The sequence below is a fragment of the Microcoleus sp. T3_A4 genome (assembly GCF_036700465.1).
Classification (GTDB): Bacteria; Cyanobacteriota; Cyanobacteriia; order Cyanobacteriales; family Microcoleaceae; genus Microcoleus.
In genome coordinates this window covers 197936-221367 of sequence record NZ_JAUBOY010000005.1, presented here as the reverse complement: position 1 = coordinate 221367, position 23432 = coordinate 197936, and the positions used below count along the sequence as shown (strand labels likewise).

Here is a 23432-nt window from a genome sequence, read left to right as displayed (position 1 = left end):
AAGCTAGATGATGGGCTGACCCGTCCAGTCTCTATATCTGTTGTTCCTCTTCATTGTAAAAAACCTACACTTGTAAGCCCCCTACCCCTATCCCAACCCCCAAGAGAGTTAGGACTTTTGTGGAAACTCCCAAAGCAATCAATTTTTCTTTAGCAATTTTTTGAGCAACTTAGGAATCTCTGAAGGTCGAGCCGCTACAGGTATGTCCGCCTCTTCAAAGGCAGCCATTTTGTTCGGGGCCGAAACTCCAAAGGCTTTCTGGGCAGCCGCCCGAGAACTGATCAGGATGCCGGCGTGGCCCAAAGACGGCCCCTTGGGAGCGTAGCGGCCGGCCAGATAAGCAACCACGGGTTTGTCGATCGCCGAAGCGATGTAAGAAGCAGCAGCTTGTTCACTCCACCCGCCAACTTCTCCTACCAAAACCATCGCTTCGGTACTGTCGTCTTCGTCCAAAATTTGCAGCCACTGCATAAAAGAAGAACCGACAATCGCGTCGCAGCCAATACAAACCGCCATCGACTGTCCCAACCCAGCCTCCGTCAGTTCTAGGGCAACTTCGTAAGTCAAAGTGCTGCTGCGGCTGATCACTCCCACCGGGCCGGGAGTGTAGAATTCCTTGGGGTGAGTTCCCAGCAGCAGTTTGTCGGGCACAATAATCCCCGGACTGTTGGGCCCGATTACCAAAGTTTCGGTGGCTTCTGCTTTTCTGACTAAGTGCACCATATCCAGAGGAGGCACTCCCCCAGTAACGATCGCGATTTGCCGAATTCCTCCGGCGATCGCTTCTAAAGCAGCATCCAGCACCGAGTAAGCGTCTACCAAAATTACCGCAGTGTCAACGTGACCCACTGCCGCCACTGCTTGTTCTACCAAATCAAAAATCGGAATTCCCTCCACTTCCTGCCCCCCCCGACCGGGACTAACACCGGCGACTACATTCGTGCCGTATGCTTTCATCATCAGGGCGGCGCGGGTGGACGCGGGAGATTCTGTAATGCCCTGTACTAGGACTTTGCTTTCAGGAGTTAAATTCATTTTTTCCCACTTGACACTCGATCTGTTAAAAGCAGAAGGCCTTCATCTGTACAGAAATCTCGTTTTTTGCCGATCGACTGCCGCTACTTGGCGGAGGATACAGAAGCGGCCGCGGCCTCATCCAAAGTGCTAGCTAACTGCACCGGCAACTGTCCCAAACGCTTTTTAACAGCATCAGCATCGATCTCTACCAGCCGCAGCACAATTTGGATGTGGCGGTTAGCGCGAGCTTTCCGTTCCAAATAGACGGCTACTGCAGCAATTATTTCCTCGGTCTTGGAGGCGCTGCCCAAAATATTTACAAGTATCACCTTAACGCTTTTATCCTGAGCGACTAACTCCAGACCCAACTCCACGCGATCGCGCAGGGCATTTGCTGCATAGTAGCGGTCTAGGGAACCAATATTCACAAAATTAGCGGGTTTTCCTCCTTGGTGGGTTACAGCATCTAAAGTTGCCATTGTCAGGCCCACTCCGTTGCACAAAATCGCGATATTCCCGTCTAGTTCGATTAATTGCAGGGATTCGGAATTCGAGATTGGGGATTTAGATTTGGGGTCAAACTCCGGCGACTGCTGAACTTTGGACTGGGAATGGGAGCGATCGCCCGCAGCATGGGGACTTCTTCTTTCCCGTGCCAACCCGCCCAAGAGCTTCTTCTCCGAGAGTGCTGCCAAATCTGGATGTCGTCCCAAGGCATCGTCGTTGGCGGTGACTTTACCGTCTAAAGCCATTACCTCTCCCCTTGGACTGATGCCGAGAGGATTGATTTCTACTAGGTCTAAATCTTTTTCGACAAACAGCCGGTACATTTTTTCGACAATGGTGCTCACCGATTGAATCAAGTCTCCCTGCAATCCCATTTTCAGCGTGAGACGCCTCGCGTAGAATGGGGAAAATTCTTGATCTACGGCAACTTGCTGCATTTGCTCGATCGACCCTTCGACATCCATACCTCCTTGTCTCGATCCCAGAAGCACCGGGCGACGGGCTACGGGGTCTAGGAGTACCGCTAAGTACAATTCTTGGTCGGCGTTGTACTTTGCTTCTGCCAGCAGGACTTGGGGATATTCATCCTCGATCGGCAAATTAAAAATTGTTTGGGCGGCAGCTACTGCATCGATCGTATTTTCTACAAACTTGATACCGCCCGCCCTGCCCCGTCCCCCAGCCCGCACTTGCGATTTGAGTACAACGGGGTAAGGAATTTTCAGTCCTTTGAGGTCGGCGGGATTGTCAATCCGCTGCGACGGCAAAATCGGAATTGCCATCTGTCGAAATAAAGATTTAGCTTGGTACTCTAACAAATCCATTATCAATTACGGGTGACGGGTAGTTGGCAACAAGCAATTCGTCCTAATTGGCAATTCATAATTAATAGATAGTAATTGGTTTTTTGTCAAGTTAAAAGTTAAAAATTCTCGCTTTTATCTTTTAATTTTAGACTTTTGTATTGCCGATTACTTATTCGCTATTACCGCTCGCCGATTACCTATTACCTAAGCTGTTTCAAAGTGTTTTTTTCTCGGAATTTCCACATTTTACTCTTAGGCTCTGGCGGGGAGATATTTGGCGAGCGTTGGTGTTTTTTTGTCTCAGAAAATCTTCGGGCGTTCGGCGATACTGTGCCGAGATATTTCTGCGAATTGTTTACTTGATGCTATTAACAGCGCCTTGATGGACGGTTTTGACCCATTTGAGCCGCTTGGGCCGTACCGCAATCCGAGCCGTTACAGTCCCTACCAGCAGCCAGTGGAACATATACACAGTACCCCGCAGCGTTTGCAGCCAGGTGACAAAAACTCGCCTTACGTCAAATTTGGTCTCTTTGCGAGTGCGACGCAAACCGACAAACATTCCCACCACCGACAATGTAAGGGTCATAAAAGTTATGGGACTGGCGATCGGCATCCGGCGCAGCGCAATTGACATCACAAAGTCGGGCAGGGCTACTGTGGGTAAGAAATATTGAGATACCCAAAATCCAAATAAATCCCAAGTTTTCCCAGTTCCCATGCGGTTCCGCAAAATTAGCCGCCAGTAGTCAAGATAACGCTGATAGCCACCTTCTGCCCAGCGATTGCGCTGGTGCCACAGAGCGCGAGCGTTAGTGACTCCTTCTTCTGACACGGCTGGGAAAGCGAGAAATTCAATGTCCCATCGGTCTAGGTGCAGCCTCACAGTCAAATCCAGGTCGTCGGTAATCGTCTCCTCGTTCCAGCCTCCGCAGCTTTCCAAGGCGGTGCGGCGCATGAATTGGCCGTTACCGCGCAATTCTCCAATGCCGCCGATCGCAATCCGCTGCTGTTGGAAAAAACTGTCGAGAGCCATTTCTGCTTCTTGGCCACGAGTCCAAAAATTTACCGAAGCATTGGCGATGGCTTTTCTGACTTGCACAGCCCCTACCTTTTCTCCATTGAACACTGGCAGCACCCGGCGCAGCAAGTCTGGCGTTACCGTCGCGTCGGCGTCAAATATTCCCACAAATTCCCCGCGAGTCAGTGGTAACACTTGATTCAGTGCTCCCGACTTGCCGCCGCTGGCATTTGCTCCTCTGCGAAATACTTTGAGCTGGGGGTACTTTTTGGTTAGCTGTTCCAATACTAGCGGCGTGGCGTCGCTGCTGTGATCGTCGATCGCCCAAACTTCGTAGCGGTCGATCGGATAATCTACATTGCAGATGGATTCTACGAATCGGGCAATCACCGCTTCCTCATTTTTCGCTGCCACCAGCAGCGACACGTAAGGCCAATCCTCTCGACTTTCATCGGCAAGAGGTGGCAGTGCGGGCTTGGGCGAAGCAAACAACACTCGAAATGCTTGCATCCACAGCAGTCCCGTCAACCCCCATACTACCCACGCACCCCAAGAAATCAAGTGCAGGGCGATCGTGCCGGCCCAAATCGCAGTCAGCACTGCGGCGGCTTTTCCGCGCCGTCCCCGGTACAGATTTTGAGGAAAAGAGGGAGTTCCCGGCACAGACACCGCAACCGGGAGCTCTGCTTTTGTTTCCGCGTCAAACACCCTGTCGCCAATGTCTGGTATAGCAAATACTTTGCTGAGCTTCGAGTTCGAGGTCAAACTCTTGAGCTCTTCTTGAGCTAAATCAGAGATGTCCAAGTTAAGCTCGCTGCGAGCGTCGTTTTCTGGCCAAGAACTCTCCTGCATAGGTTACTTGATTCAACCACCAATAGTTTTTGATTTTAGATATAAGCATCTACTGTATCAGTTTCTGGGCTTTTGTCGAAAGCGGACGGGAGGACAACCAGCGGGTTAGGTGTTTGTACGGTATTGGTAAACGGGTACTGCATAGAGTATTTGGGTTGACTTTTGCTTGCGATCGACCTGGAATATCTGCTAGTTTTTTCAGGGGATCTAAACTATCTGTTAGTAATAATTGTCTGAGGTGGAAATATGTCTATTCCTCAACTGAAGCCAGCCGATGACAAAGAAGTGAAAGTCTACGCGCCTTTCTGTCAAGAGCCCAGGCGCAAGTTTTTACCGCACGCTATTGGCCTCTACAAGCTCAAAACCTTGGAGGGGGCAAGAAAAATTGACGGCGGGGAGAGCGTGCCGTTTGTCGCTAGCTGGAATATCTCGTCGCTGCCGATCGATTTAACCCGCTGTCGGGTGTTGTTTGACGGCAATGCTGAACTCAGCTACGAAGTGACTATGCAAAGCTCTGAGTTTGTTAGTTGCTTAATTGAGGTACTTCTGACTTTTCAGCGAACTCGTACTGTCGATTTTTCTAAAACGTTTTACCGCAAGCTGATGCGAATGGATGAATAACTTTCACCGCAGCCGCACTCCCAAAAGTCCGCAATTGACAATCAAGCAATTTAATCCGGGGCCCCCGGATTGATTGGGGGAGTGAGAAAAAAGCTCCGAATCCGGAGCGCAAGCCCCCGGATTTATCAGTGCGGTTGCTTTCTTCAATCTAAAATCTAAAATCTAAAATCTAAAATCGATTGAGGGGCGCTATAACTGGCGCACCAATAGTGTAAAGCCACGACGGCAACATTACATGATTGGTGCGCCAGCCCTATTTGAGAAGCGGAAAGAGTGAGTTTTTGGATCATTCTCAATAATCCCTTTGGGTGTCAGCACTTATCCCTATTCCTAAAGTAAATCTACAGCAGTTTTCTGTTGAGCGTGATACGGATTTCTCGTAGGGACTTAGGCAAAGCCTGAGTCCCTACCTGTATTTCATCCAATTGAAAACTGCTGTATTTGTTGTGGGACAAGCGCAAAAACCTATTTCGGATATTGGTACTGTGCGAGTACGCGCGAGCGAAGCTATCGCCGTGAGGCGAATCGCGCCGTCCGATTTCGTTCAAATTTTGCGACTCGGTAGCTGAGAGGAAAGCGCTGTAGATCCGCCCAAGGAAAATCAATCTACAGCCATTGAACTGCGATCGGGCTAGCATCGCAATCAGCCTTTGGGCTGCCGAAATGCCAGCCCAAACCGCCAGACAATTTATGTGTTTAGAAGCTAGAAGCCCGATCCTAAGCAGCTTATTGCTCGCAGTGCCACCGATCAGTTTGAACGCGGGCGATCGCCCTAATAATTCATAACTAATAATACATATCCATTTTTAATGGTATGCAAAACTGATTAGGACACAGACCGTGCTTTCTCCCTACGGAATACCTGTTCTTTATCAATAGAAATATGCCGTTAATTCTCCTGACAAGCCTTTTGCCGGAATAAAATTTTTTATCAATATTTATACTGTGTTATTTTTCTTGTTAACTGCTCGATTGCCAGGTCTAAACTAAGCAATAATCCTTTAGAAACATTGTCAGCCCAAAAAACGGTTATTAAAGCAATCACGGTATATAAATAATTGTCAAAAGCGGTGTATAAAAAATATAATAAAACCCCAAATTTCACAAACAATGTAAAAAAAAAGGCGAAGAAAAGGGTTGCCAACAGGTGAATAAAAGTTTAAATCAAAAAATTGATCGGCGCAAAAGCGACAAAATCGAGTATAATATAGTATTGCTAAATTGAGTCGCAGTTCAGAAATACTGTTGAAAAACTAAATTTATTGAAATAGACAGGTGCAAATTGAGGATTGAAGGCGTACCCAAATTGACTAAATATTTGCTGATCGGTTCCACAAAAGCTTACAGTGGCAAGTCTGCCATCGCCTTGGGGATGGCACTCGGACTCCGGGACAAGGGGCTGGCCGTCGCCTACGGCAAACCTCTGGGAACCTGTTTCAGCTCTGAGGGAGCTGGGATCGAGGAGGAAGACGTGCGGTTCGCGGTAGAGACGCTGAAGCTCTCAGAAAGTCAGATGCCGTCAACACTGCTGTATTTGGATGAAGAGACGGTTCACAAGCGTTTGCGGGGAGAAGACAAGACAGACTACCGCCAGTCTTTAGCAAAATATTTGCAAGCTCCCAGCGGAGACTTGGTGCTGTTAGAAGGCCCAGCTAATTTGGAGGAAGGTAGTCTGTTTGACTTGTCTTTGGTTCAAGTCGCTGAGGCAGTTGATGCCTCTGTGTTGTTGGTAGCCCGCCCGATCGATCTGTATGTAGACGATTTGCTGTCGGCTAAACAGCGTTTGGGTTCGCGGTTGCTAGGCGTGGTACTCAATGACGTTCCCTCGGACAAACTCGAATCCGTAACGGCGACTGTGCGGCCTTTTCTGGAGGCTGCGGGTATTCCAGTTTTGGGAATGCTGCCGAGAAGTGCTTTGCTGCGAAGTGTCAGCGTCAAAGAATTGGTGCACCAATTGAAAGCTGATGTGCTCTGCCGTAAAGACCGTTTGGACTTGATGGTGGAAACCTTGACAATTGGCGCGATGAATGTTAGTTCTGCTCTGAAGTATTTCCGCAAAGCGAGAAATATGGCGGTGGTGACGGGGGGCGATCGCACGGACATTCAGCTAGCGGCTCTGGAAAGCTCCACTCAGTGCTTAATTTTGACAGGCCACTTGCCTCCTTCTCCCCTGGTGATTGGCAGGGCAGAAGAAATGGAAATTCCGGTTTTGTCTGTTGATTTGGATACCTTAACCACGGTGGAAATTATCGACAGCACCTTTGGCAGCGTGCGCCTGCACGAACCGATCAAGGTGGAATGCGTTACTCAGCTAATGGCAGAACATTTTGACCTTGATGGCATGATGGCATCCTTGGGCCTGAGCGATCGAGTCCATTAATAAGAGAGCCGGAGCTGAGGGAAGAAGGTATTCGGCAGAGAGAATTTTTTGTTTAAATAAATAAAAAGCTAAAATTCTTAAATTCTCAATTTTTCTTGAATTCTACCTTGAACTCCGGCTGCCGAATGTCTTGAGACATTCTGCCTTCTGGCTTCCTCAAATCTGCCGCTCCTCTAGTCTGATCTGGTAAATCAGCAATTCTTAACTTCTTTTTGGCGGCAATGGCTAGTGAGTCTGCTAAAATCCACAACGTAGTTTTATTTAATTTAATAAATTCTTTGAGTCAATCAATTGAGCTACCCAGAGTAGATGATTTTTTACAAGAACTTGCGGCGATCCAGCAAACCGGCTCCAAGCGGATTGCTCTTTTGGGTTCTCGCCACGTTCCTATTACCCACCAGCAGCTAATTGAGATGCTGAGCTACGCCATAGTTCTGGGAGGCAATCAGCTCATCACTTCTGGCGCTACAGGCACCAATTCAGCCGCAATTCGGGGGGCAATGCGAGCAGATCCTAATCTGCTGACGGTGATTTTGCCACAAAGTATGAGTCGCCAGCCCCGGGAGTCTCGCGACCAACTCGAACAAGTGATACATTTGGTAGAAAATCCCAAAAATGATAGCTTGTCTCTCCCGGAAGCAAGCGCTATGTGCAATCAGGAGATTATTTCTCGCTGTCAGCAACTGATCTGTTTTGCTTTTCACGAAAGCCACACTTTGCTGAAAACTTGCCAGGATGCGGAGGAACAGCGCAAGGTAGTTACTCTGTTCTATTTTGATTGAACTGCGAGGCGGATGATGCTGTTGGGATTACCTGTGTCGGTTATTCTGCTTGATTGTATTGCTGCTGCTGCTGCGCTGGTTTACGCACCGTTTTTGGTGGTTGCGTTCGCCCGCTTGCAGCTAGGCTATGACCAAGCAGCCCCCCGCGCTATGTTTGAGAGGTTGCCTGCTTACGCTCAGCGGGCAACTTGGGCTCACCAAAATTCGTTTGAGACGTTTATGCTGTTTTCAGCGGCGGCTTTGATGGCTTTTGTGACGGGGGTAGATTCGGAACCGGCAGGTTGGGCTGCGATCGCTTTTACGATCGCCCGGTTGTTGTTTTCGGTTTTCTATATTCTGAATGTGCCGCTGGGGCGATCGCTCATGTTTGCGATTAGTTCTTCTTGCACTGTTTCTTTATTCTATTTCAGTTTAATGGCTGTTAACGGCTAATTTTCAGTAGTCATTGGTTATTGGTTATTGGTTATTGGTTATTGGTTAGTTGTTAATGCCCAATGCCCTGTTTGGCCAATGCCCAATGCCCAATGCCCTGTTTGGCCAATGCCCAATGCCCCATTACCAATTACTAATTTATGGCTGCTAGTTATTCCTTTGATATTGTCAGCGAGTTCGATCGGCAAGAATTAGTCAATGCTGTTGACCAAACAACGCGAGAAATTCAAAGCCGCTACGACTTGAAAGATACCAAAACCACTGTAGAATTGGGCGCAGAATCAATTACGGTGAATACCGACAGTGAATTTACTCTCGACGCGATTCACACTGTTTTGCAAACTAAAGCCGCCAAGCGCAATTTGTCTCTGAAAATTTTTGATTATGGGAAAATTGAAGCTGCTAGTGGTACTAGAGTACGCCAAGAAATCAAACTGAAAAAAGGGATTGACCAGGAAATTGCCAAGAAAATCACTAAATTAATTCGAGATGAGTTTAAAAAGATTCAAGGCTCGATTCAAGGTGATGCAGTGCGCGTTTCGGCTAAGGATAAGGATGATTTGCAGTTGGTAATTCAACGGTTGAAGCAAGAAGATTATCCGATGGCTTTGCAGTTTACAAATTACCGCTAGATTTGATAGTTTCTCAGGACTTCAGTCCTCATAGTTCTAGCGAATAAGGACTAAAGTCCTGATTAGAAACAACTTTTTACCTACTTAATATTAAATATCTAAACCCGTGACTGTTAAGTCGGGAGGATGTTCGACAACAAACTGGTAATATAACTCTTGCTTTGCTTGCGGCGGCAGAGACATTATCCATTCTAGCAGTCCCATTTCACCTGCTACTATCTTCGGATTAGTGAGAGTCGATCGCACTTTAATTTGTTCATTACGGCTGACTGGCAATTGCTCTTGTAGTGTCAGGTGTACTTGCACCTGATGCAAGTTTGTCACATTTAAGCGATAAGCGTAACTCGTGCGCCTCTGCTGACCGATCAGTTTTTTATCTACTTGTCTTTCCACTAATTCCCGCTCTATTTTCAACCCTTCATCTATTCCTAAATTCAGTTTATATTCTTGCCCTGGTGAAACATTTTCTAACTGCACACTGCCGACAAAAGTGTTGTCGCGAAAGATATTTGCTTTACCGGGCAGAAGAGTTGCACCTGTCAGCGGATTCACAACAACTGCTTGCAAATAGGCAAAACTGACTAAGCGCGGAACTGCAATATATTCAGGTTTAAAGGGATAATTTTCGCAGAAAATAGTAACTTTGTGCGGTGTGCCGTCGCTGGGAATCTTGGTACTTCCGCCTACTTGAAATGAGACTGTACCGCCTTCTCTAGATACTTGGGCGGTGACTATTTGAGCTGCTAGGGGCGCTCGTGTTATGGAGCGTGAACGGCCTGCAAAACCTTCAGATAATACCTCTTCTAGGTCTAAAAAATCATTCTCTGATGAACCCCTACCAAAAAATTGCTTTGGCTCGGTTTTATCAATATACCAAGGTTCTAGTTTTGGTGGGAGAGTTCCCATTCCGGGTTTTGCTGTAGATAAAGTCAGCGCTACTCCCATCCAATCTTCGCCTGTATTTTGATTGACTTCGGCTAGGTAATTGAGATTAATTTGGTTGTTGGTAGTGTTTACTCGCAAGTCGTAAAGGGGAGTCCAACGGGCTCGCGTGACTACATAGGAAACTTCTAGTTCAAAATTGCCGCTGCCACTGGGTTCAATGGCAACAATGATGTTAAAACTTTGCTGCGAATGGGGAGTTTGTACTTGCCCCAACTGCTGCTGCAAAGCTTTTATTTGCTTGTCTATTTCGCGCTGCTGTTTTTCGTGTTGGGCGATCGCACTTACATATTTTAGGTAATTAGTTCCTAAAAAATTGAGCAATTCGCCAGTTTCGTTTAAACCTACCTGCTGTTTGGCGATGCTGCTGGAAAAGAAACCGACGCTTTTTTCGCTCAAACCTTCCACAAATTGGAGCTGAATTTTTCGGGCGGTTATTTTGTCGTTAATTCCCCGTCTTTGGGTTTGTAACTCCTTAATTTGTTGGGTTAATTCGGAAGTGCGATCGCCTACTGGTTCGCTGCTAAACACTCTTTCGGTTCGCACTCCCAGCAATCGCACTGCAACCGTACCCGCACCCGTGGCCCTGACTGACTCTGTTTCGAGGGTTGCGGGTACAGAGGCGATCGCCAATTCTCGCTCGTTTCCCGTCAGAGATACCGTACCGCGCCGCGTCACCAAAGCGCGATCGGTGTAAACTGTAACTTTGGATATGCTAGTATTTAGTGTTTTAATGGTATCAGAATTAAGTATTTCTGAGTCAGTCATTGTTAGTTGCTCCTATTTAATAACCGTTTAGTCGATCGTGCATTTTTCAAAGTAGTTTATTAATCAAACTCAGAAGTTATTGGATTATCTACAGCGGGGGAGGGCGGGTTTACGAGCTCATTAGTTTTATACATTGATGGTTGGTCAAACCCGCCCCTACAGTTTGATGTTCAAAATGGTAGCGCGGGAGTGGGCGGGTTTACGAGTCTACGAAATCGTTACTTTTAAGTATTGATAGTTGGTAAAACCCGCCCCTAGGTTTAATTTTAGCTCAGTGGTTTGATTCCTGCCAAATCCAAAATTTGAGGAATTAAATCTTCTCGTTTGACGGCCATCATGTGAACTCCTTGACAAATCTGCCGCGCTAGCTTGACTTGTTCGGCAGCAATTTTTATGCCTTCCTGCAAGGGTTCTGGAGATTTTGCTAAACGCTCGATCGTCTCTTGTGGGATGTGAACTCCCGGCACGTATTTTTTAATAAATTCAGCATTTTTAGCTGATTTAAACAAAAATATTCCTGCTAAAACTGGCTTGTTGCAGCCCGCAGCAACGTGGTGCATAAACTTATCCAAAACTTCAAAATCTGTAATTAATTGACTCTGAAAAAACTGTGCTCCAGCCTCTACTTTTTTCTCAAATCGACTTTGCAAACCAGACCAACTGGAGCATTGCGGATCGACGGCAGCACCGACAAATAAATCAGTAAATCCGTCTGTTAAAGGTTTGTCATTCCAGTCTAAGCCGCCGTTCATTTTTTGAATGACTTGTAACAGTCGTACTGATTCAAAGTCGAATACACTTTTTGCTTTAGGATGGTCGCCCGCTTTGACGGGATCGCCTGTAAGTGCTAATACATTGCGAATGCCTAACGCGTGGGCTCCCATGAGATCCGCTTGCAGACCAATTTGATTGCGATCGCGACAAGCAACTTGACAAATTGGCTCAATTCCGTGCTGCACTAAAATCGCCGAAACTGCTAGGGGACACATTCGCAGCACTGCGCGACTCCCGTCTGTGACATTAATGGCGTGAACTCTGTTTTTGAGGCGTTCAGCCATTTGAATTGTATGAGTTATGTCGCCGCCTTTTGGCGGGGCAACTTCGGCGGTAATTATAAATTCTCCGGGGGTGGTGCAGGCTGTGCGAAAACGGTTCATAGTTATTCCAAGGAAGAAGGCACGACACTGATTTTGACACGGATACACGGATTAATTATCGAGGGTTCCTTCTGAGGGTGAAGGAACAAAACCCTTCGACTTACTTCCCTTCGGCTACGCTTTGCATGATTTGTTCAGAGTAAAAAGAAGGAAGAAGGAAGACTAATTAGGCAGAGAATAACCGAAAGCTGTCTTAACCTTAGTTAGAGTTTGATTAGCAATAGCTTCTGCTTGTTCTCTTCCGCGACGTAGTACAGACTCTAAATATCCCGGATCGTCCATTATTTCCTTGTATTTATCCTGAATTGGTTTGAGGGCATTAATTGTCGTCTCTGTCAGCAAGGGTTTAAAATCTCCCCAACCCATGTTTTCACACTCCGTTGCTACTTCTTCCTTAGATTTGCCGGAAAGCAGGAGATAAAGTGTCAGCAAATTTCTCGCTTCAGGGCGATCGGGGTCGTCAAATGTCAAACCCCGCACGGCATCGGTTTTGCAGCGCTTGATTTTTTTGGCGATCGCATCTGGCGAATCCAATAAATTAATTCGACTTTGTTCGGAAGGGTCAGATTTAGACATTTTGCGCGTGCCATCTGTCAAACTCATCACCCTCGCACCGTCAGTCCGAATTAACGGTTCTGGAAGTTTCAATACTGGCTTTTCGGGTGTGCCGAATTGGTGATTTAATCTGATCACAATATCGCGGGTGAGTTCCAAATGTTGTTTTTGGTCTTCTCCCACTGGCACTTTGTCGGCATCGTAAAGTAAGATGTCTGCTGCCATTAACACCGGATAATTTAGCAAACCGGCGTTGACATTTTCACCTTGTTTAACTGCTTTTTCTTTAAACTGAATCATATCTTCGAGCCAGTTAATCGGCGTAATACAGTTGAGCAGCCATGCTAGTTCTGTGTGCGCCGAGACGTGGGATTGCACGAAAATAGTAGAATATTCTAAATCGATGCCGCAAGCTAAATAGAGCGCTGCGATCGTGTAAGTGTCGGAGGCTAGAGTTGCTGGATTGTGCGGTGCGGTAATTGCGTGCAAATCTACTACGCAGAAGTAATTTTCGTACTGACTTTGACCTTCTACCCAGTTGCGAATGGCACCGAGATAATTGCCGAGGTGAAGATTGCCGGTTGGCTGAACTCCTGAAAGAACGCGCTGTTTGCCCATGAGGAAAGAATAGAATTAAACTCACCTTTCTATATTGACACGTTATTTCAATTTCAGAGCCTCTAATTTTCTGGCTGTTGACTGTTGACTGTTGACTGCTGACTGTTGACTGTTGACTGCTGACAACTAACAACTAACAACTGACGACTGACGACTGACAACTGACAACTGACTAATTACCAATCTGTCAGCAACCTTGCTTTCCGCAAAATAAATGTCAGAACAGTTTCTTCGCCCGTAATAATATCGGCTCTGCCTTCCATTCCCGATTGAATCGAATACTGGCGGGGCACATTAGCCGGGGAGTTTCCGAAGAATTGGCCGTTGGCGGATTTGAGTTTTGTTAAATAAGTTTGTTCGGGCTTAATTGCCACTTCGTAATAAGCTGTACCTAAATTATTAGTGGGATTTTGAGGGGCGATCGCATCTGGGGCGATTTCGCTGACAGTTCCTTTTAATGTGCCGTAATCGGGGAAAGGCAAAGCCGAAATCCTGATCTGTACGGGTTGGCCGATTTGGATGCGGGCGATGTCTTGGGATGTCACCTTGGCTTTGACTACCAGGGGTACGTCGCTGGGGACGATTTGGGCGATCGCGCTGCCGGCTTGTACGGTTTGACCAGTATTGCGTACTTCCAATCTGAGAATTGTACCATCCGTGGGCGTGCGGATCACGCTATTTTCTAGTTTTAACTCAATTTGATTTAGTTCTTTTTTAGCTTGAATTAATTGTTGTTGAAGGGACGATCGCTTGACGAGCAAAACCCGCCGACTTCGGCCCAGTCTCTCGGCGACATCCGGCAGCGATGTGGCGAATTTAACTAAAGCGGATTCGATTAATTCCTGTTGGGCGGAACTTTCACTTTCGATGCTTTTAAATTGGGCGCTGGCCAAAATTTGGTTTTCTAAGTCGCGCAGTTGCTGGTTGATTTGCTGTGCTGCTGTTTGAGACTGATTAATTATTTCTTGTAACTGCTTTTTTTGAGCGCCCAAACGCGAAGCGTCTACAACTGCGATCGCATCTCCTTCTTTTACTGTCTGATTCTCGCTGACAGCAATGCTTTCGACGGTTCCTTCGGTTGCTGCTTGCACGACGCGCACTTCTCCGGCGGGACGGACGATCGCGTCTGCTTTGACTGTAGCGCTGTATTTGGTGACGCTAGCGAGGGCAATCACCCCGCCAAAGGTCGCCACCATCAAAATGCCACCCAAAGTCGTCCAGCGGCTGACAGGGGGCAAAAACTGGTCGTTATCAAAGGTTTCAGCGGGTGTGGTTTCGGGAGTGAGAGACATGGCGGCAAGGGGGAGAGGGGAATAGTTTGGAGTTTGGAGTTTGGAGTTAGGGGGAGGGAGAGATCGCTGATTTGTTTTGTCACTTTTATGATCAGCTTTCCGGAAACCAAGCATAGGTTTAGAAGTCTAAATCAAAATTCACAGGGTAAAGGTAAAAATCCGCACAGCTTTGCCGTTCCCACCCACAAACTTCGCCAAAGATCAAGAGGAGTGAAGCCAGAGGGCGACTGTCATGAAAATACGGCGTTTCCGCCATGACTTTTGGCGCTGTTACCGGGTTTTTCCTGTATGCGTAGGTAGTAAGTAAGTACATAGGTATTAATAGGAGTTATTTATGCCAGAAAATCAACAAGGTTCACTCTTCATCGAAGTAACCGATGGAGAATCTGCTACTGTCAACGGTGGCAGCATTACCAGCGGTGTTAGCGGTGCTAAAAGCAACAGCGAGACGGATAACAGCAGCCGCGAGGGTCTCACTATGCTGTTTTTCCTGCCGCAGCCGAGCCAGCTTTATCTGTACGATCCAAACCGCGATCGCCCTTACCCAACCCTAGTGGTTTAGATAGCTGAGTCAAGTTGTGCGATAAAGTAAATTTTGAAAATTTATCCGTAGTATTCCGGATGTCGTACAGGACTACAAGAAGTATTACTCAGTATTTACACAAGAATCTAGAAATTAAATAATATTTCTAGTTTCCCTTCAATTTTATTAAGTTAAACGGAGTCTAATCATGAAAGAAACAAAGGACAATTCACTGTTTGCTGAACTCACCCCTGAAGAATCAGCTAGCGTCAACGGCGGTCACTATTATGCCAATCGATACAATTGTCAGCGGCAGCGGCGCAGTTGGGTCGTGTACCGCCGGAATTGCGACGGTTCATACAGAAGAGTAGTCCGCTACGCCTACTACTAAAGTTTAGTGCTAGTCAATTCAGATCTATAACTGTGGAATCGAGAAAGCACCCATAACTTTATGGGTGCTTTTTGCTGATTGGGTAGTTGGTGATGAGTAATCTTCTTTATGCTCTACCATTATTCATTTTGCAAAATGTTAAAGAACATCCCTTTGATCGGCAAAATGCCATTATTCGGACAAATTAACAGGTTTAAGAAATATCAGGTTGTTCTCCAGCAGAGCGAAGAAGATTGCGGGGCGGCTTGTTTGGCTTCGATCGCGAAATTTTACGGACAAAATTTTACTATTAGCCGCTTGCGAGAATGTGCGGGCACCGGCCAAAAAGGGACGACTCTGCTGGGCTTGAAACAAGGTGCTGAGGCGATCGGCTTTAATGCTCGATCCGTGCGAGCCGCGGCTGCTATTTTAGACCAAATTGAGGAAGCACCTTTACCGGCAATTATTCACTGGAGCGGTTATCACTGGGTTGTTTTGTACGGAAAGCAGGGCGACAAATATGTGATCGGCGATCCCGCTGTCGGTATACGCTATGTTTCCAAAGAAGAATTAGCAGCAGGTTGGACAGATTGGCTGTGCTTGCTAGTAGAACCTGATGCTGAGCGGTTTTTTGCGGCCGCAGAGGGCCAACCGCCCGCCAATTCCTTACAAAAATGGATGCGCCGGATTGGGATTTATCGCCCGATTTTAATGGAAGCATTTTTGCTGAATGTGGTGTTGGGTTTGCTGTCGATTTCTTCGCCTTTTCTCGTTCAACTGCTCACTGACGACATCCTGGTGCGGGGCGACAGACAACTCCTGGCGAGTGTGGCGATCGCAGTTATAGTTATGAACCTTTTTAGCAGCAGTTTAGGATTGGTAGAGTCGAACTTAATTGCTCAGTTTTCCCAGCGTTTAGAATTGGGATTGGTGATGGAATTTGCGCGCAAATTCCTGCGATTGCCTTTGAGCTTTTACGAAACCAGACGCAGTGGCGAAATCGTCAGTAGATTACAAGATATCCAAGAAATAAATAAATTAGTTTCTCAAGTCGCTATCAGCTTGCCTAGTCAATTTTTTATCGCTGTAGTTTCTTTTATTTTCATGTTATTTTACAGCAAGGAACTGACTTTAGCAGCTACAGCTATAGCTCTATTAATGACTGCCTCTACAGTGGTATTTCTGCCCGTATTGCAGCAAAAAACGCGCAGTTTATTTGTGCTGGAAGCAGAAACTCAAGGCGTTTTAGTAGAAACTTTTAAAGGCGCGCTGACTGTCAAAACTACTAGCAGCGGTCAGCAACTTTGGGAAGAATTTCAAACCCGCTTCGGTCGCTTAGCAAAGCTCACTTTCCGCACTACACAAATTGGCATTCTCAACAATATATTTTCTGGTTTTGTTGCCTCTGCTGGCAGCATTACTCTGCTGTGGCTTGGTAGCGGTTTGGTGATTGACAAGGTATTGAGTATCGGTCAGTTGCTAGCGTTTATTAGTATGAATCAAAACCTTACTACTTGGGTGAATTCGCTAGTAGGATTTACTGATGAAATGACTCGCGTGCAGACAGCTACTCAACGGCTGTCGGAAGTTATCGATGCTGAACCGGAAACTAAAGACGATACGAATAAACCTTTTGTAACTATTCAAGACCGCGACGGTATTGTTTGCAAGAGTGTTAATTTTCACTACCCCGGCAGACTTGACTTGCTGGAAAATTTTTCTGTCACATTTCCCGGCGGTCAAGCAATTGCTTTAATCGGCAATTCCGGCTGCGGAAAAAGTACGCTCGCAAAAGTAATTGCTGGTTTGTACCCGCTGCAATCTGGTAATATTAGAATAGGCGGTTACAACTTGCAGGATTTGTCTCTTGACAGTCTCAGACAGCAGGTAGTATTGGTTCCCCAAGAAGCGCATTTTTGGAGCCGTTCGATTCTAGAAAATTTTCGATTGGGCAGTCCAGATATCAGCTTTGAACAGATTGTGAAAGTGTGCAAAATTGCGGGTGCGGATGAATTTATCAGCCAATTGCCGGATAAATATCAAACTGTTTTAGGGGAGTTTGGAGCGAATATTTCTGGCGGACAAAGACAAAGATTGGCGATCGCCCGCGCCATTCTCAACAACCCACCCGTATTGATTTTAGACGAATCTACCGCAGGGCTTGACCCCGCAAGCGAAGCGGAAGTCTTAGAAAATTTGTTGATGTACAGGCACGGGAAAACGACGATTTTTATCAGTCACAGACCGCGAGTGATCGATCGCGCCGATTGGATTATCATGTTAGAACGTGGCCGATTGAAACTGCAAGGCTCGGCTGCAAAATTGCGATCGATTCCAGGAGACCATTTAGAGTTTTTGCATCCTTGAGCGAGTTAATAAAAAAACAGGTTTAAATCTGTCGCTACACAAACAACACCGGGATCATCTCAATGAAAGCACCCTACCCCAACCCTCCCCGAACCCGCGGGGAGAAAGTAAAAAATTCACAAATAATCCGAGGATTGCTATATCGTTGGCGGTTGCATCGGAATCATAAAATCGAGTCAACCGTTAACACTCAACCATTCAGTTTTTCGACCCGCCCGTCAACAGTCAACAGTCAACAGTCAACAGTCAACATTTATGATGAGTGCCACCGGAATTGATATCACTCATGACTAATAACTTCTCTAAGATTCTTGAGCCAAAGTACATCGATCGCACAATCCGAAAAACTCCAAAGTGTGATAATAAATTTTGAAAGAATGAGATTGTTGTAGTTGGCTTTCTAAGTGGTGGACGGGACATTCGTCGATCATAATTGACGCGCCACATTCCAGACAAGTTAAGTGATGTTGGTCTTGGTGGGCGGCACCGTAGAGAGATTCGCCACTAGCAAGGGTTCTGACGTGAACGAACCCCTCTCGCTTTAAACCGTCGAGGGAGCGGTAAACTGTTGCTAGGCCCATGCTGTGGTCGCTGTTACGCAGTTCTAAGTAGATATCTTGCGCTGAGAGCGATCGATTCAAGTGCTTGAGCAAATGTAAAATACGCTCCTGACTGCGGGTGCGGTTGGTTCTCATAATTTTTTGTGTAATCTGCTAGAGTCAAATCAGTCCCTATTTCTAGGCTATCTTACTTGGGCGAACCAAATGGCGATCGGCGCGCAGCTCGGTTGTAGAATACAATGGGGCTAACTTTCACATCACCTACCGCAACATTCCCGTGACTCAGAAATATCTTGCCCAAATCTATGTTACCCTCCGCCCTTCGGTTTTAGATCCCGCCGGCACTGCCGTACAGTCTGGTTTGCAACACATGGGATACGACAATGTTGAGCGTGTGCGAATCGGGAAGTACGTTGAATTGACGCTGACTGCTGCTGGTGAGTCGGAGGCCCGCGAACAACTCGATCGCGTTTGCGACCAACTTTTGGCCAATCCAGTGATTGAAAATTATCGCTTTGATTTGACTGAAATTCCTGTTGCTGTGGAGACAGCGGCGGCATAAATGCGATCGTCCCTAGGGTGTTTTTAAACCCGGAGATCCCCCCTAACCCCCCTTAATAAGGGGGGGACAAGAGGGTTTTCAAAGTCTTTGTTAAAAAGCGGGGACAACAGCATTCAAAGTCAACCCCTACTCCCCTTCTTAAGGGGGATGTAGGGGGATCTAGACTTAGATACAAGCGAGAGAAACATAAGATTTTAGTCTTAAGTTGACACTTCTTGCTTCTTCCTTCCATCCGTTACATCCGTTACAAAATCTGTTGCCGAACTTCCTTCTTCCTTCAGCTTATGAAATTTGGAGTTATTGTTTTTCCGGGTTCAAATTGCGATCGCGATGTGGTGTGGGTGACTCAAGGGTTACTCCACCAACCGACGCGGATGATTTGGCACGAAGATACCGATATTTCGGATATTGACATCATTGTAATTCCCGGTGGTTTCAGTTACGGAGATTATTTGCGGTGCGGCGCGATCGCCCGTTTTTCTCCGGCGATGCGGGCTACTGCGGAACACGCGAAACAAGGAAAGCTTGTATTAGGCATCTGCAACGGTTTTCAGGTGTTGACTGAAGCTGGTTTGTTGCCCGGTGCTCTGGTGCGGAATGCGGGATTGAATTTTATTTGCGATCGCGCTTCTTTGAAAGTCGAGCGCGGTAATACTCGTTGGACTGCCGCTTATACTACGGGTGAAATCATCGATTTGCCGATCGCCCACGGTGAAGGAAACTATTATGCCGATGCCGATACTTTAGCAGAACTAGAAGAGCACAAGCAAGTCCTGTTTCGCTACTGTACTCCGGCGGGCAAAATTAGCGATGCTGGCAATCCCAACGGTTCGTTAAATAATATTGCCGGTATTTGCAACCGCCAAGGCAATGTATTAGGAATGATGCCGCATCCTGAGAGGGCATCCGATCCGATGTTGGGCGAAACTGATGGGGTTAAATTGTTTCAAGGGTTGTTGATGGCAAGTGTTGCTGCTGTTTTGTAGTTGATATTTACGACATAGTTGTAGATACCGTAGGGTGCGTCACTCTTGTAGGGAAACTCGAAAATCTCGCAGCGACGCACCCTACAAAATTAAAAATGCTAAAATGATTTGAAAGTCAATACATCGGAAAACAGTCCTATGCCTTCACCTTTTCCTGGAATGGACCCCTACTTAGAACACCCCGATTTCTGGCAGGAAACTCACAATCGATTGATTATCGCGATCGCTGATACCATCATGCCTCAAATTCGCCCTAAATATGAGGTGGCAATTGACAAACGCATCTATGAAATTACCGATTTAAATGAAAGTAACGACGAGTCCCTTTTAGTAGGTATCCCCGATGTCGCGATTAAGCGTCAATCTAATAACCCGAATATTCCTACAGGTTCAGTTGCTACTGTAAGTATAACACTTCCGACTACGGTTAAAGTGCCTGCTCCTGAAAAAATTAAACAGACTTACCTGGAAGTGCGAGAAATGGCAACCAAACAAGTTGTCACCGCAATTGAAATTCTTTCTCCTGTGAACAAACGTAGTGGAGAAGGAAGAATTACTTATCTCAAAAAACGCCAGAGTATTTTAGGTAGCTTAACCAATTTAGTCGAAATTGATTTACTACGAAAATGGGAATCTATGCCCATTCTTAATAATTCTATTCAAAGCGATTATCGGATTTTGGTCAGTCCCAGTAATCGCCGTCCGTTTGCCGAACTTTATGCTTTTAATCTCCGCGATTCTCTACCTATATTTCCGCTTCCATTGCGCGAGGAAGATGTAGAACCTATTGTTAATTTACCAGAAATATTTGCAGGTATTTACGATCGCGCTGGCTATGATTATCGGATCGACTATAATCGAGAACCCGTACCGTCTCTATCGGAAGAAGATCGGGTTTGGGCTACCCAAATTTTGCAATAAAAAGAACTTCGAGATAATTAATTATATTTTAGTTTATATCGTAGGGTTAGTCGCGCTCGACAATCTCTAAATCCACTTGAAAATTTCGCAGTGACGGACTAAACGGCAGCCGGCAAGATATAATTACTACCAACTATTTAAAAGAGGAATATTTATTTTATGCCGGTAATGGACTTAGCTAATTTTAAAACTAGGGTAATTGGATGCAGTGCGGTGATGGCTGTCGGGCAACTTATTTCAAGCGCGATCGCCAATCCGGCAACTCAAGCAGCAGCGGGTATGATCGGCGGCCCGATCGCAGTTGGGGGAGTTTCTATTTTAGCAGCGATTGCTAGTGGTATAGCGGGGAATATCGCGGCTAATGACCTCGGAAATCGGATGACGGAACGGTTGAGCAAAAATCCGAGGATTCTCGATAATCACGATTTGATTAAGGCGGCGGGTGAGGCGATCGGCTATATTTTGAGAGAGGTTGCCAAGTCCGATCGCCTAATTGCGATCGCCGAAACCAAAAATTTGTCTTATCCAGAAACAGCACTCAGTCAATTAGCCGAGAAAACTCCTGAATACTGGCTGGATATTAACACGAATACAGCCGACTTGTCAAGGGGTTTAAATATTTCAGAAGACCAGCTAACCAAGATTTTTTCTGCGGATGCCGAAGAGTTCGATCGAGTTACCGGATTGACAACGGCAGATTGGGCAACTTTCCTCAATGAATTCGCGGTCAGCGAGGGGAAATCCTTCGATGCGGAAATTGTGGAATTTGTGGCGGACAAGCTGTACGCAACTTTCCCGAAAGCGTACCGCGAAGTGCTGAAACTGGATGCGGCGAAGGGAGGAGAAAAGTTTGCCGCGATGCTGTTGAACCTGCACCAACTTGCTTTGGCGGAACTCAAAGATTTAGGGCTGCAAAATGGGGAAATTCTGCAAAAGTTGGAGGCCGTGGCGACTGGGCAGCAGATTTGTCAAGTGATGGGGAAATTGGAATCCATAGAAATTGGCATCCGATCCGATTTGGCGCAGGTTCAGAATTTGCTGGAACGATTTGTTGATACTTCCGCGCCCAGATTGCCGCTTCCCTACGAGTGCGAAACGATTATTCAAGACCGCACTCAAGACTTTACCGGCCGCCGATTTTTGTTTGAAGCAATTATCGAATTTTTGCAGAAAAAGCCTAAAGGATATTTTGTTTTAGAAGCCGAGCCGGGTGTCGGCAAAAGTTCAATTATGGCAAAGTTAGTGCTGCTGATGAAGCGGCGCTGTGTTGTCCATTTTAACTCGCAATCTCAAGGCACTGTTAAGGCCAAGCAATTTCTGGAAAATGCCTGCACTCAGTTAATTCAAGCCTTTAAACTGGATTACCCAAAATTGCCAGAAAATGCGACTACAGATGGCAATTTTCTCAGTCGATTGTTGGGGGAAGTCAGTCCTAAATTGGGCGGAAAAAAGTTAGTTTTTGTTGTGGATGCCCTCGATGAAGTCGATCTGAGCGATCATGGGCGTGGCAGCAATGTCCTCTATTTGCCCGATGCTTTGCCGCATAATGTTTATTTTATTGTCTCGAAGCGACCGGAATCTCTGCCTTTGCCAAATCATCAGGTTTTTGATTTGATGCAGTACAGTGCAGAAAGTTTGGCGGATGTCAAGCTTTATATTGACAAACGCACCAGCAACAGCGCGTCAATTCAGAGTTGGATTAACCGTCAAAATTTGCAGCGCGAACAGTTTGTGGCGGCGGTGGCGGAAAAAAGCCAGAATAATTTTATGTACCTGCGCTACGTGCTGAATGATATCGATAGTGGCAAGTACAGCGATGTGACTTTGCAAGATTTGCCGAGGGAGTTGGAAGGATATTATGAGAAGCATTGGGCGCGGATGGAAATGGCGGTTAGAGATAGAGAATTGCGCCGCCGGAAGTTGAAGGTGATTTATTTGTTGACCAAAACTCGCAAGCCGGTTTCCTGCGATATTTTGGCGGATTTTGCTGAGGAAGATGCTTTAGATTTGCAGGAAGTTCTGGATGATTGGGAACAGTTTCTGCGCCGTAGCAACGACACTCCGCCGGATTACAGTATCTATCACGCGAGTTTCCAAAGATTTCTGCACCGTAAGGATGTAGTGCAGAAAGCTGGGGTGTCGCTGCGGGATATCGAAACGGCGATTTCTGATAATTTGTGGGAGGATTTGTACGGCGATGAGTAAGTTTAAAGAACGGTTGGGGAAACTGTCGCCGAAAAAGCGGCTTTATGCTTTGGAAACTCTGCCGGGGCATTTGGCAGAGAGTGTTCAAGGGGAACGGCTGCATCAGTTGTTGACGGATTTTGATTTTATTGAGGCGAAGTTGGATGCGGTGGGGGTTCAAGCATTAATTGAGGATTACGATTTGGCGAGAGTTTCTGATTTTTTGCTGTCGGAGGAGCAAGCGGGAACGCTGAAGTTGATTCAAGGGGCTATTCGCAAGTCGGCGCACATTTTGGAGAGGGATAAAACGCAGCTAGCAGGGCATTTGTGGAGTCGGTTGGTGGATTTTGAAATACCTGAAATTCAGGGGATCGTGGAACAAGCTAAGCAGTCGAGAAGTAGTCCCTGCCTGTGGCCTTTAAGGACTAATTTAGAACGGGCAAATGAAGGGGCTCTGCGGACACTTGTTGGTCATACTAACGTGGTAAAAGCAGTGGCGATCGCACCAGACGGCAAAACTGCGATTTCCGCTTCAGACGATACCACCCTGAAAATCTGGGACACCGAGACAGGTAGG

General features: G+C 46.5%; 23 protein-coding genes. 13 read left to right on the top strand and 10 right to left on the bottom strand.

What is annotated here, in order from left to right:
• Positions 1 to 138: 138 nt before the first annotated feature.
• The 3 genes from QUA07_RS04905 to QUA07_RS04895 all read right to left on the bottom strand — a co-directional run bounded on the left by QUA07_RS04905 (position 139) and on the right by QUA07_RS04895 (position 4203).
• Positions 139 to 1035 (bottom strand): CoA-binding protein, encoded by an 897-nt coding sequence (locus QUA07_RS04905; protein ID WP_333323035.1) that lies wholly within the window; start codon positions 1033 to 1035, stop codon positions 139 to 141.
• 83 nt (positions 1036 to 1118) lie between these two features.
• Positions 1119 to 2348 (bottom strand): succinate--CoA ligase subunit beta, encoded by a 1230-nt coding sequence (locus QUA07_RS04900; RefSeq protein WP_333323034.1) that lies wholly within the window; start codon positions 2346 to 2348, stop codon positions 1119 to 1121.
• 337 nt (positions 2349 to 2685) lie between these two features.
• On the bottom strand, positions 2686 to 4203 hold the full coding sequence (locus tag QUA07_RS04895; protein ID WP_333323032.1) for a glycosyltransferase family 2 protein: 1518 nt from the start codon (positions 4201 to 4203) through the stop codon (positions 2686 to 2688).
• Between the two features lie 246 nt (positions 4204 to 4449).
• Here QUA07_RS04895 and ebsA point away from each other — a divergent pair, with 246 nt between their 5' ends.
• Both ebsA and QUA07_RS04885 read left to right on the top strand, forming a co-directional pair.
• Positions 4450 to 4824: a type IV pilus biogenesis protein EbsA gene (gene ebsA / locus QUA07_RS04890; RefSeq protein ID WP_190737140.1), complete on the top strand. Its 375-nt coding sequence runs from the start codon at positions 4450 to 4452 to the stop codon at positions 4822 to 4824.
• Between the two features lie 1282 nt (positions 4825 to 6106).
• Positions 6107 to 7204 (top strand): phosphotransacetylase family protein, encoded by a 1098-nt coding sequence (locus QUA07_RS04885; RefSeq protein ID WP_333323030.1) that lies wholly within the window; start codon positions 6107 to 6109, stop codon positions 7202 to 7204.
• Positions 7205 to 7289: 85 nt separating this feature from the next.
• On the opposite strand, the gene QUA07_RS04880 is transcribed toward QUA07_RS04885, so the two are convergent.
• Positions 7290 to 7454 carry a hypothetical protein gene (locus tag QUA07_RS04880; protein ID WP_333216464.1) on the bottom strand — a complete coding sequence of 55 codons (165 nt, stop codon included), beginning with the start codon at positions 7452 to 7454 and terminating at the stop codon, positions 7290 to 7292.
• A gap of 28 nt (positions 7455 to 7482) precedes the next feature.
• On the opposite strand from QUA07_RS04880, the gene QUA07_RS04875 reads away from it, so the two are divergent.
• The 3 genes from QUA07_RS04875 (at position 7483) to QUA07_RS04865 (ending at position 9050) form a co-directional block, all read left to right on the top strand.
• The gene (locus tag QUA07_RS04875) at positions 7483 to 7986 is read left to right on the top strand and encodes a DNA recombination-mediator protein A (RefSeq protein WP_190744281.1); all 504 of its coding nucleotides are present in this window, start codon (positions 7483 to 7485) and stop codon (positions 7984 to 7986) included.
• Positions 7987 to 8001: 15 nt separating this feature from the next.
• Positions 8002 to 8418: an MAPEG family protein gene (locus QUA07_RS04870; RefSeq protein WP_333055489.1), complete on the top strand. Its 417-nt coding sequence runs from the start codon at positions 8002 to 8004 to the stop codon at positions 8416 to 8418.
• 140 nt (positions 8419 to 8558) lie between these two features.
• Positions 8559 to 9050, top strand: coding sequence for a YajQ family cyclic di-GMP-binding protein (locus QUA07_RS04865; RefSeq protein WP_333050086.1), 492 nt, complete (start codon positions 8559 to 8561; stop codon positions 9048 to 9050).
• 90 nt (positions 9051 to 9140) lie between these two features.
• Here the strand turns inward: QUA07_RS04865 and QUA07_RS04860 are convergent, their stop codons facing one another.
• From QUA07_RS04860 to QUA07_RS04840, 5 genes are all read right to left on the bottom strand, one after another.
• Entirely contained in the window at positions 9141 to 10760 is a 1620-nt protein-coding gene (locus QUA07_RS04860) for a mucoidy inhibitor MuiA family protein (RefSeq protein WP_333323028.1), read from the bottom strand.
• 266 nt (positions 10761 to 11026) lie between these two features.
• Positions 11027 to 11917, bottom strand: coding sequence for a methylenetetrahydrofolate reductase (locus tag QUA07_RS04855; RefSeq protein ID WP_333323026.1), 891 nt, complete (start codon positions 11915 to 11917; stop codon positions 11027 to 11029).
• Positions 11918 to 12079: 162 nt separating this feature from the next.
• Positions 12080 to 13090 (bottom strand): tryptophan--tRNA ligase, encoded by a 1011-nt coding sequence (gene trpS / locus QUA07_RS04850; protein ID WP_333323025.1) that lies wholly within the window; start codon positions 13088 to 13090, stop codon positions 12080 to 12082.
• A 176-nt stretch (positions 13091 to 13266) separates the two neighbouring features.
• A complete protein-coding gene (locus QUA07_RS04845) occupies positions 13267 to 14382 on the bottom strand; it encodes an HlyD family efflux transporter periplasmic adaptor subunit (protein ID WP_333323023.1) in 1116 nt (371 codons plus the stop codon).
• Positions 14383 to 14500: 118 nt separating this feature from the next.
• Positions 14501 to 14695 (bottom strand): hypothetical protein, encoded by a 195-nt coding sequence (locus QUA07_RS04840; protein ID WP_333323022.1) that lies wholly within the window; start codon positions 14693 to 14695, stop codon positions 14501 to 14503.
• Positions 14696 to 14716: 21 nt separating this feature from the next.
• Here QUA07_RS04840 and QUA07_RS04835 point away from each other — a divergent pair, with 21 nt between their 5' ends.
• The 3 genes from QUA07_RS04835 (at position 14717) to QUA07_RS04825 (ending at position 17642) form a co-directional block, all read left to right on the top strand.
• The gene (locus tag QUA07_RS04835) at positions 14717 to 14944 is read left to right on the top strand and encodes a secretion protein HlyD (RefSeq protein WP_333323021.1); all 228 of its coding nucleotides are present in this window, start codon (positions 14717 to 14719) and stop codon (positions 14942 to 14944) included.
• Positions 14945 to 15113: 169 nt separating this feature from the next.
• Positions 15114 to 15296 carry a hypothetical protein gene (locus tag QUA07_RS04830; protein WP_333228553.1) on the top strand — a complete coding sequence of 61 codons (183 nt, stop codon included), beginning with the start codon at positions 15114 to 15116 and terminating at the stop codon, positions 15294 to 15296.
• Between the two features lie 135 nt (positions 15297 to 15431).
• Positions 15432 to 17642 (top strand): peptidase domain-containing ABC transporter, encoded by a 2211-nt coding sequence (locus QUA07_RS04825; RefSeq protein WP_333323020.1) that lies wholly within the window; start codon positions 15432 to 15434, stop codon positions 17640 to 17642.
• A gap of 302 nt (positions 17643 to 17944) precedes the next feature.
• Here QUA07_RS04825 and QUA07_RS04820 read toward each other — a convergent pair whose 3' ends face one another.
• Positions 17945 to 18337 carry a Fur family transcriptional regulator gene (locus QUA07_RS04820; RefSeq protein ID WP_333323018.1) on the bottom strand — a complete coding sequence of 131 codons (393 nt, stop codon included), beginning with the start codon at positions 18335 to 18337 and terminating at the stop codon, positions 17945 to 17947.
• A 142-nt stretch (positions 18338 to 18479) separates the two neighbouring features.
• Between QUA07_RS04820 and purS the strand changes: the two genes are divergently transcribed.
• The 5 genes from purS to QUA07_RS04795 all read left to right on the top strand — a co-directional run.
• Positions 18480 to 18764 carry a phosphoribosylformylglycinamidine synthase subunit PurS gene (gene purS, locus QUA07_RS04815; protein WP_333042010.1) on the top strand — a complete coding sequence of 95 codons (285 nt, stop codon included), beginning with the start codon at positions 18480 to 18482 and terminating at the stop codon, positions 18762 to 18764.
• A 284-nt stretch (positions 18765 to 19048) separates the two neighbouring features.
• A complete protein-coding gene (gene purQ, locus QUA07_RS04810; protein WP_333074590.1) occupies positions 19049 to 19750 on the top strand; it encodes a phosphoribosylformylglycinamidine synthase subunit PurQ in 702 nt (233 codons plus the stop codon).
• Positions 19751 to 19888: 138 nt separating this feature from the next.
• Entirely contained in the window at positions 19889 to 20671 is a 783-nt protein-coding gene (locus QUA07_RS04805) for a DUF4058 family protein (RefSeq protein ID WP_333323017.1), read from the top strand.
• 159 nt (positions 20672 to 20830) lie between these two features.
• A complete protein-coding gene (locus QUA07_RS04800; protein ID WP_333323015.1) occupies positions 20831 to 22876 on the top strand; it encodes an ATP-binding protein in 2046 nt (681 codons plus the stop codon).
• A partial coding sequence (locus QUA07_RS04795; RefSeq protein WP_445305868.1) for a WD40 repeat domain-containing protein occupies positions 22869 to 23432 on the top strand: 564 nt, incomplete at its 3' end. The genes QUA07_RS04800 and QUA07_RS04795, both read left to right, overlap by 8 nt.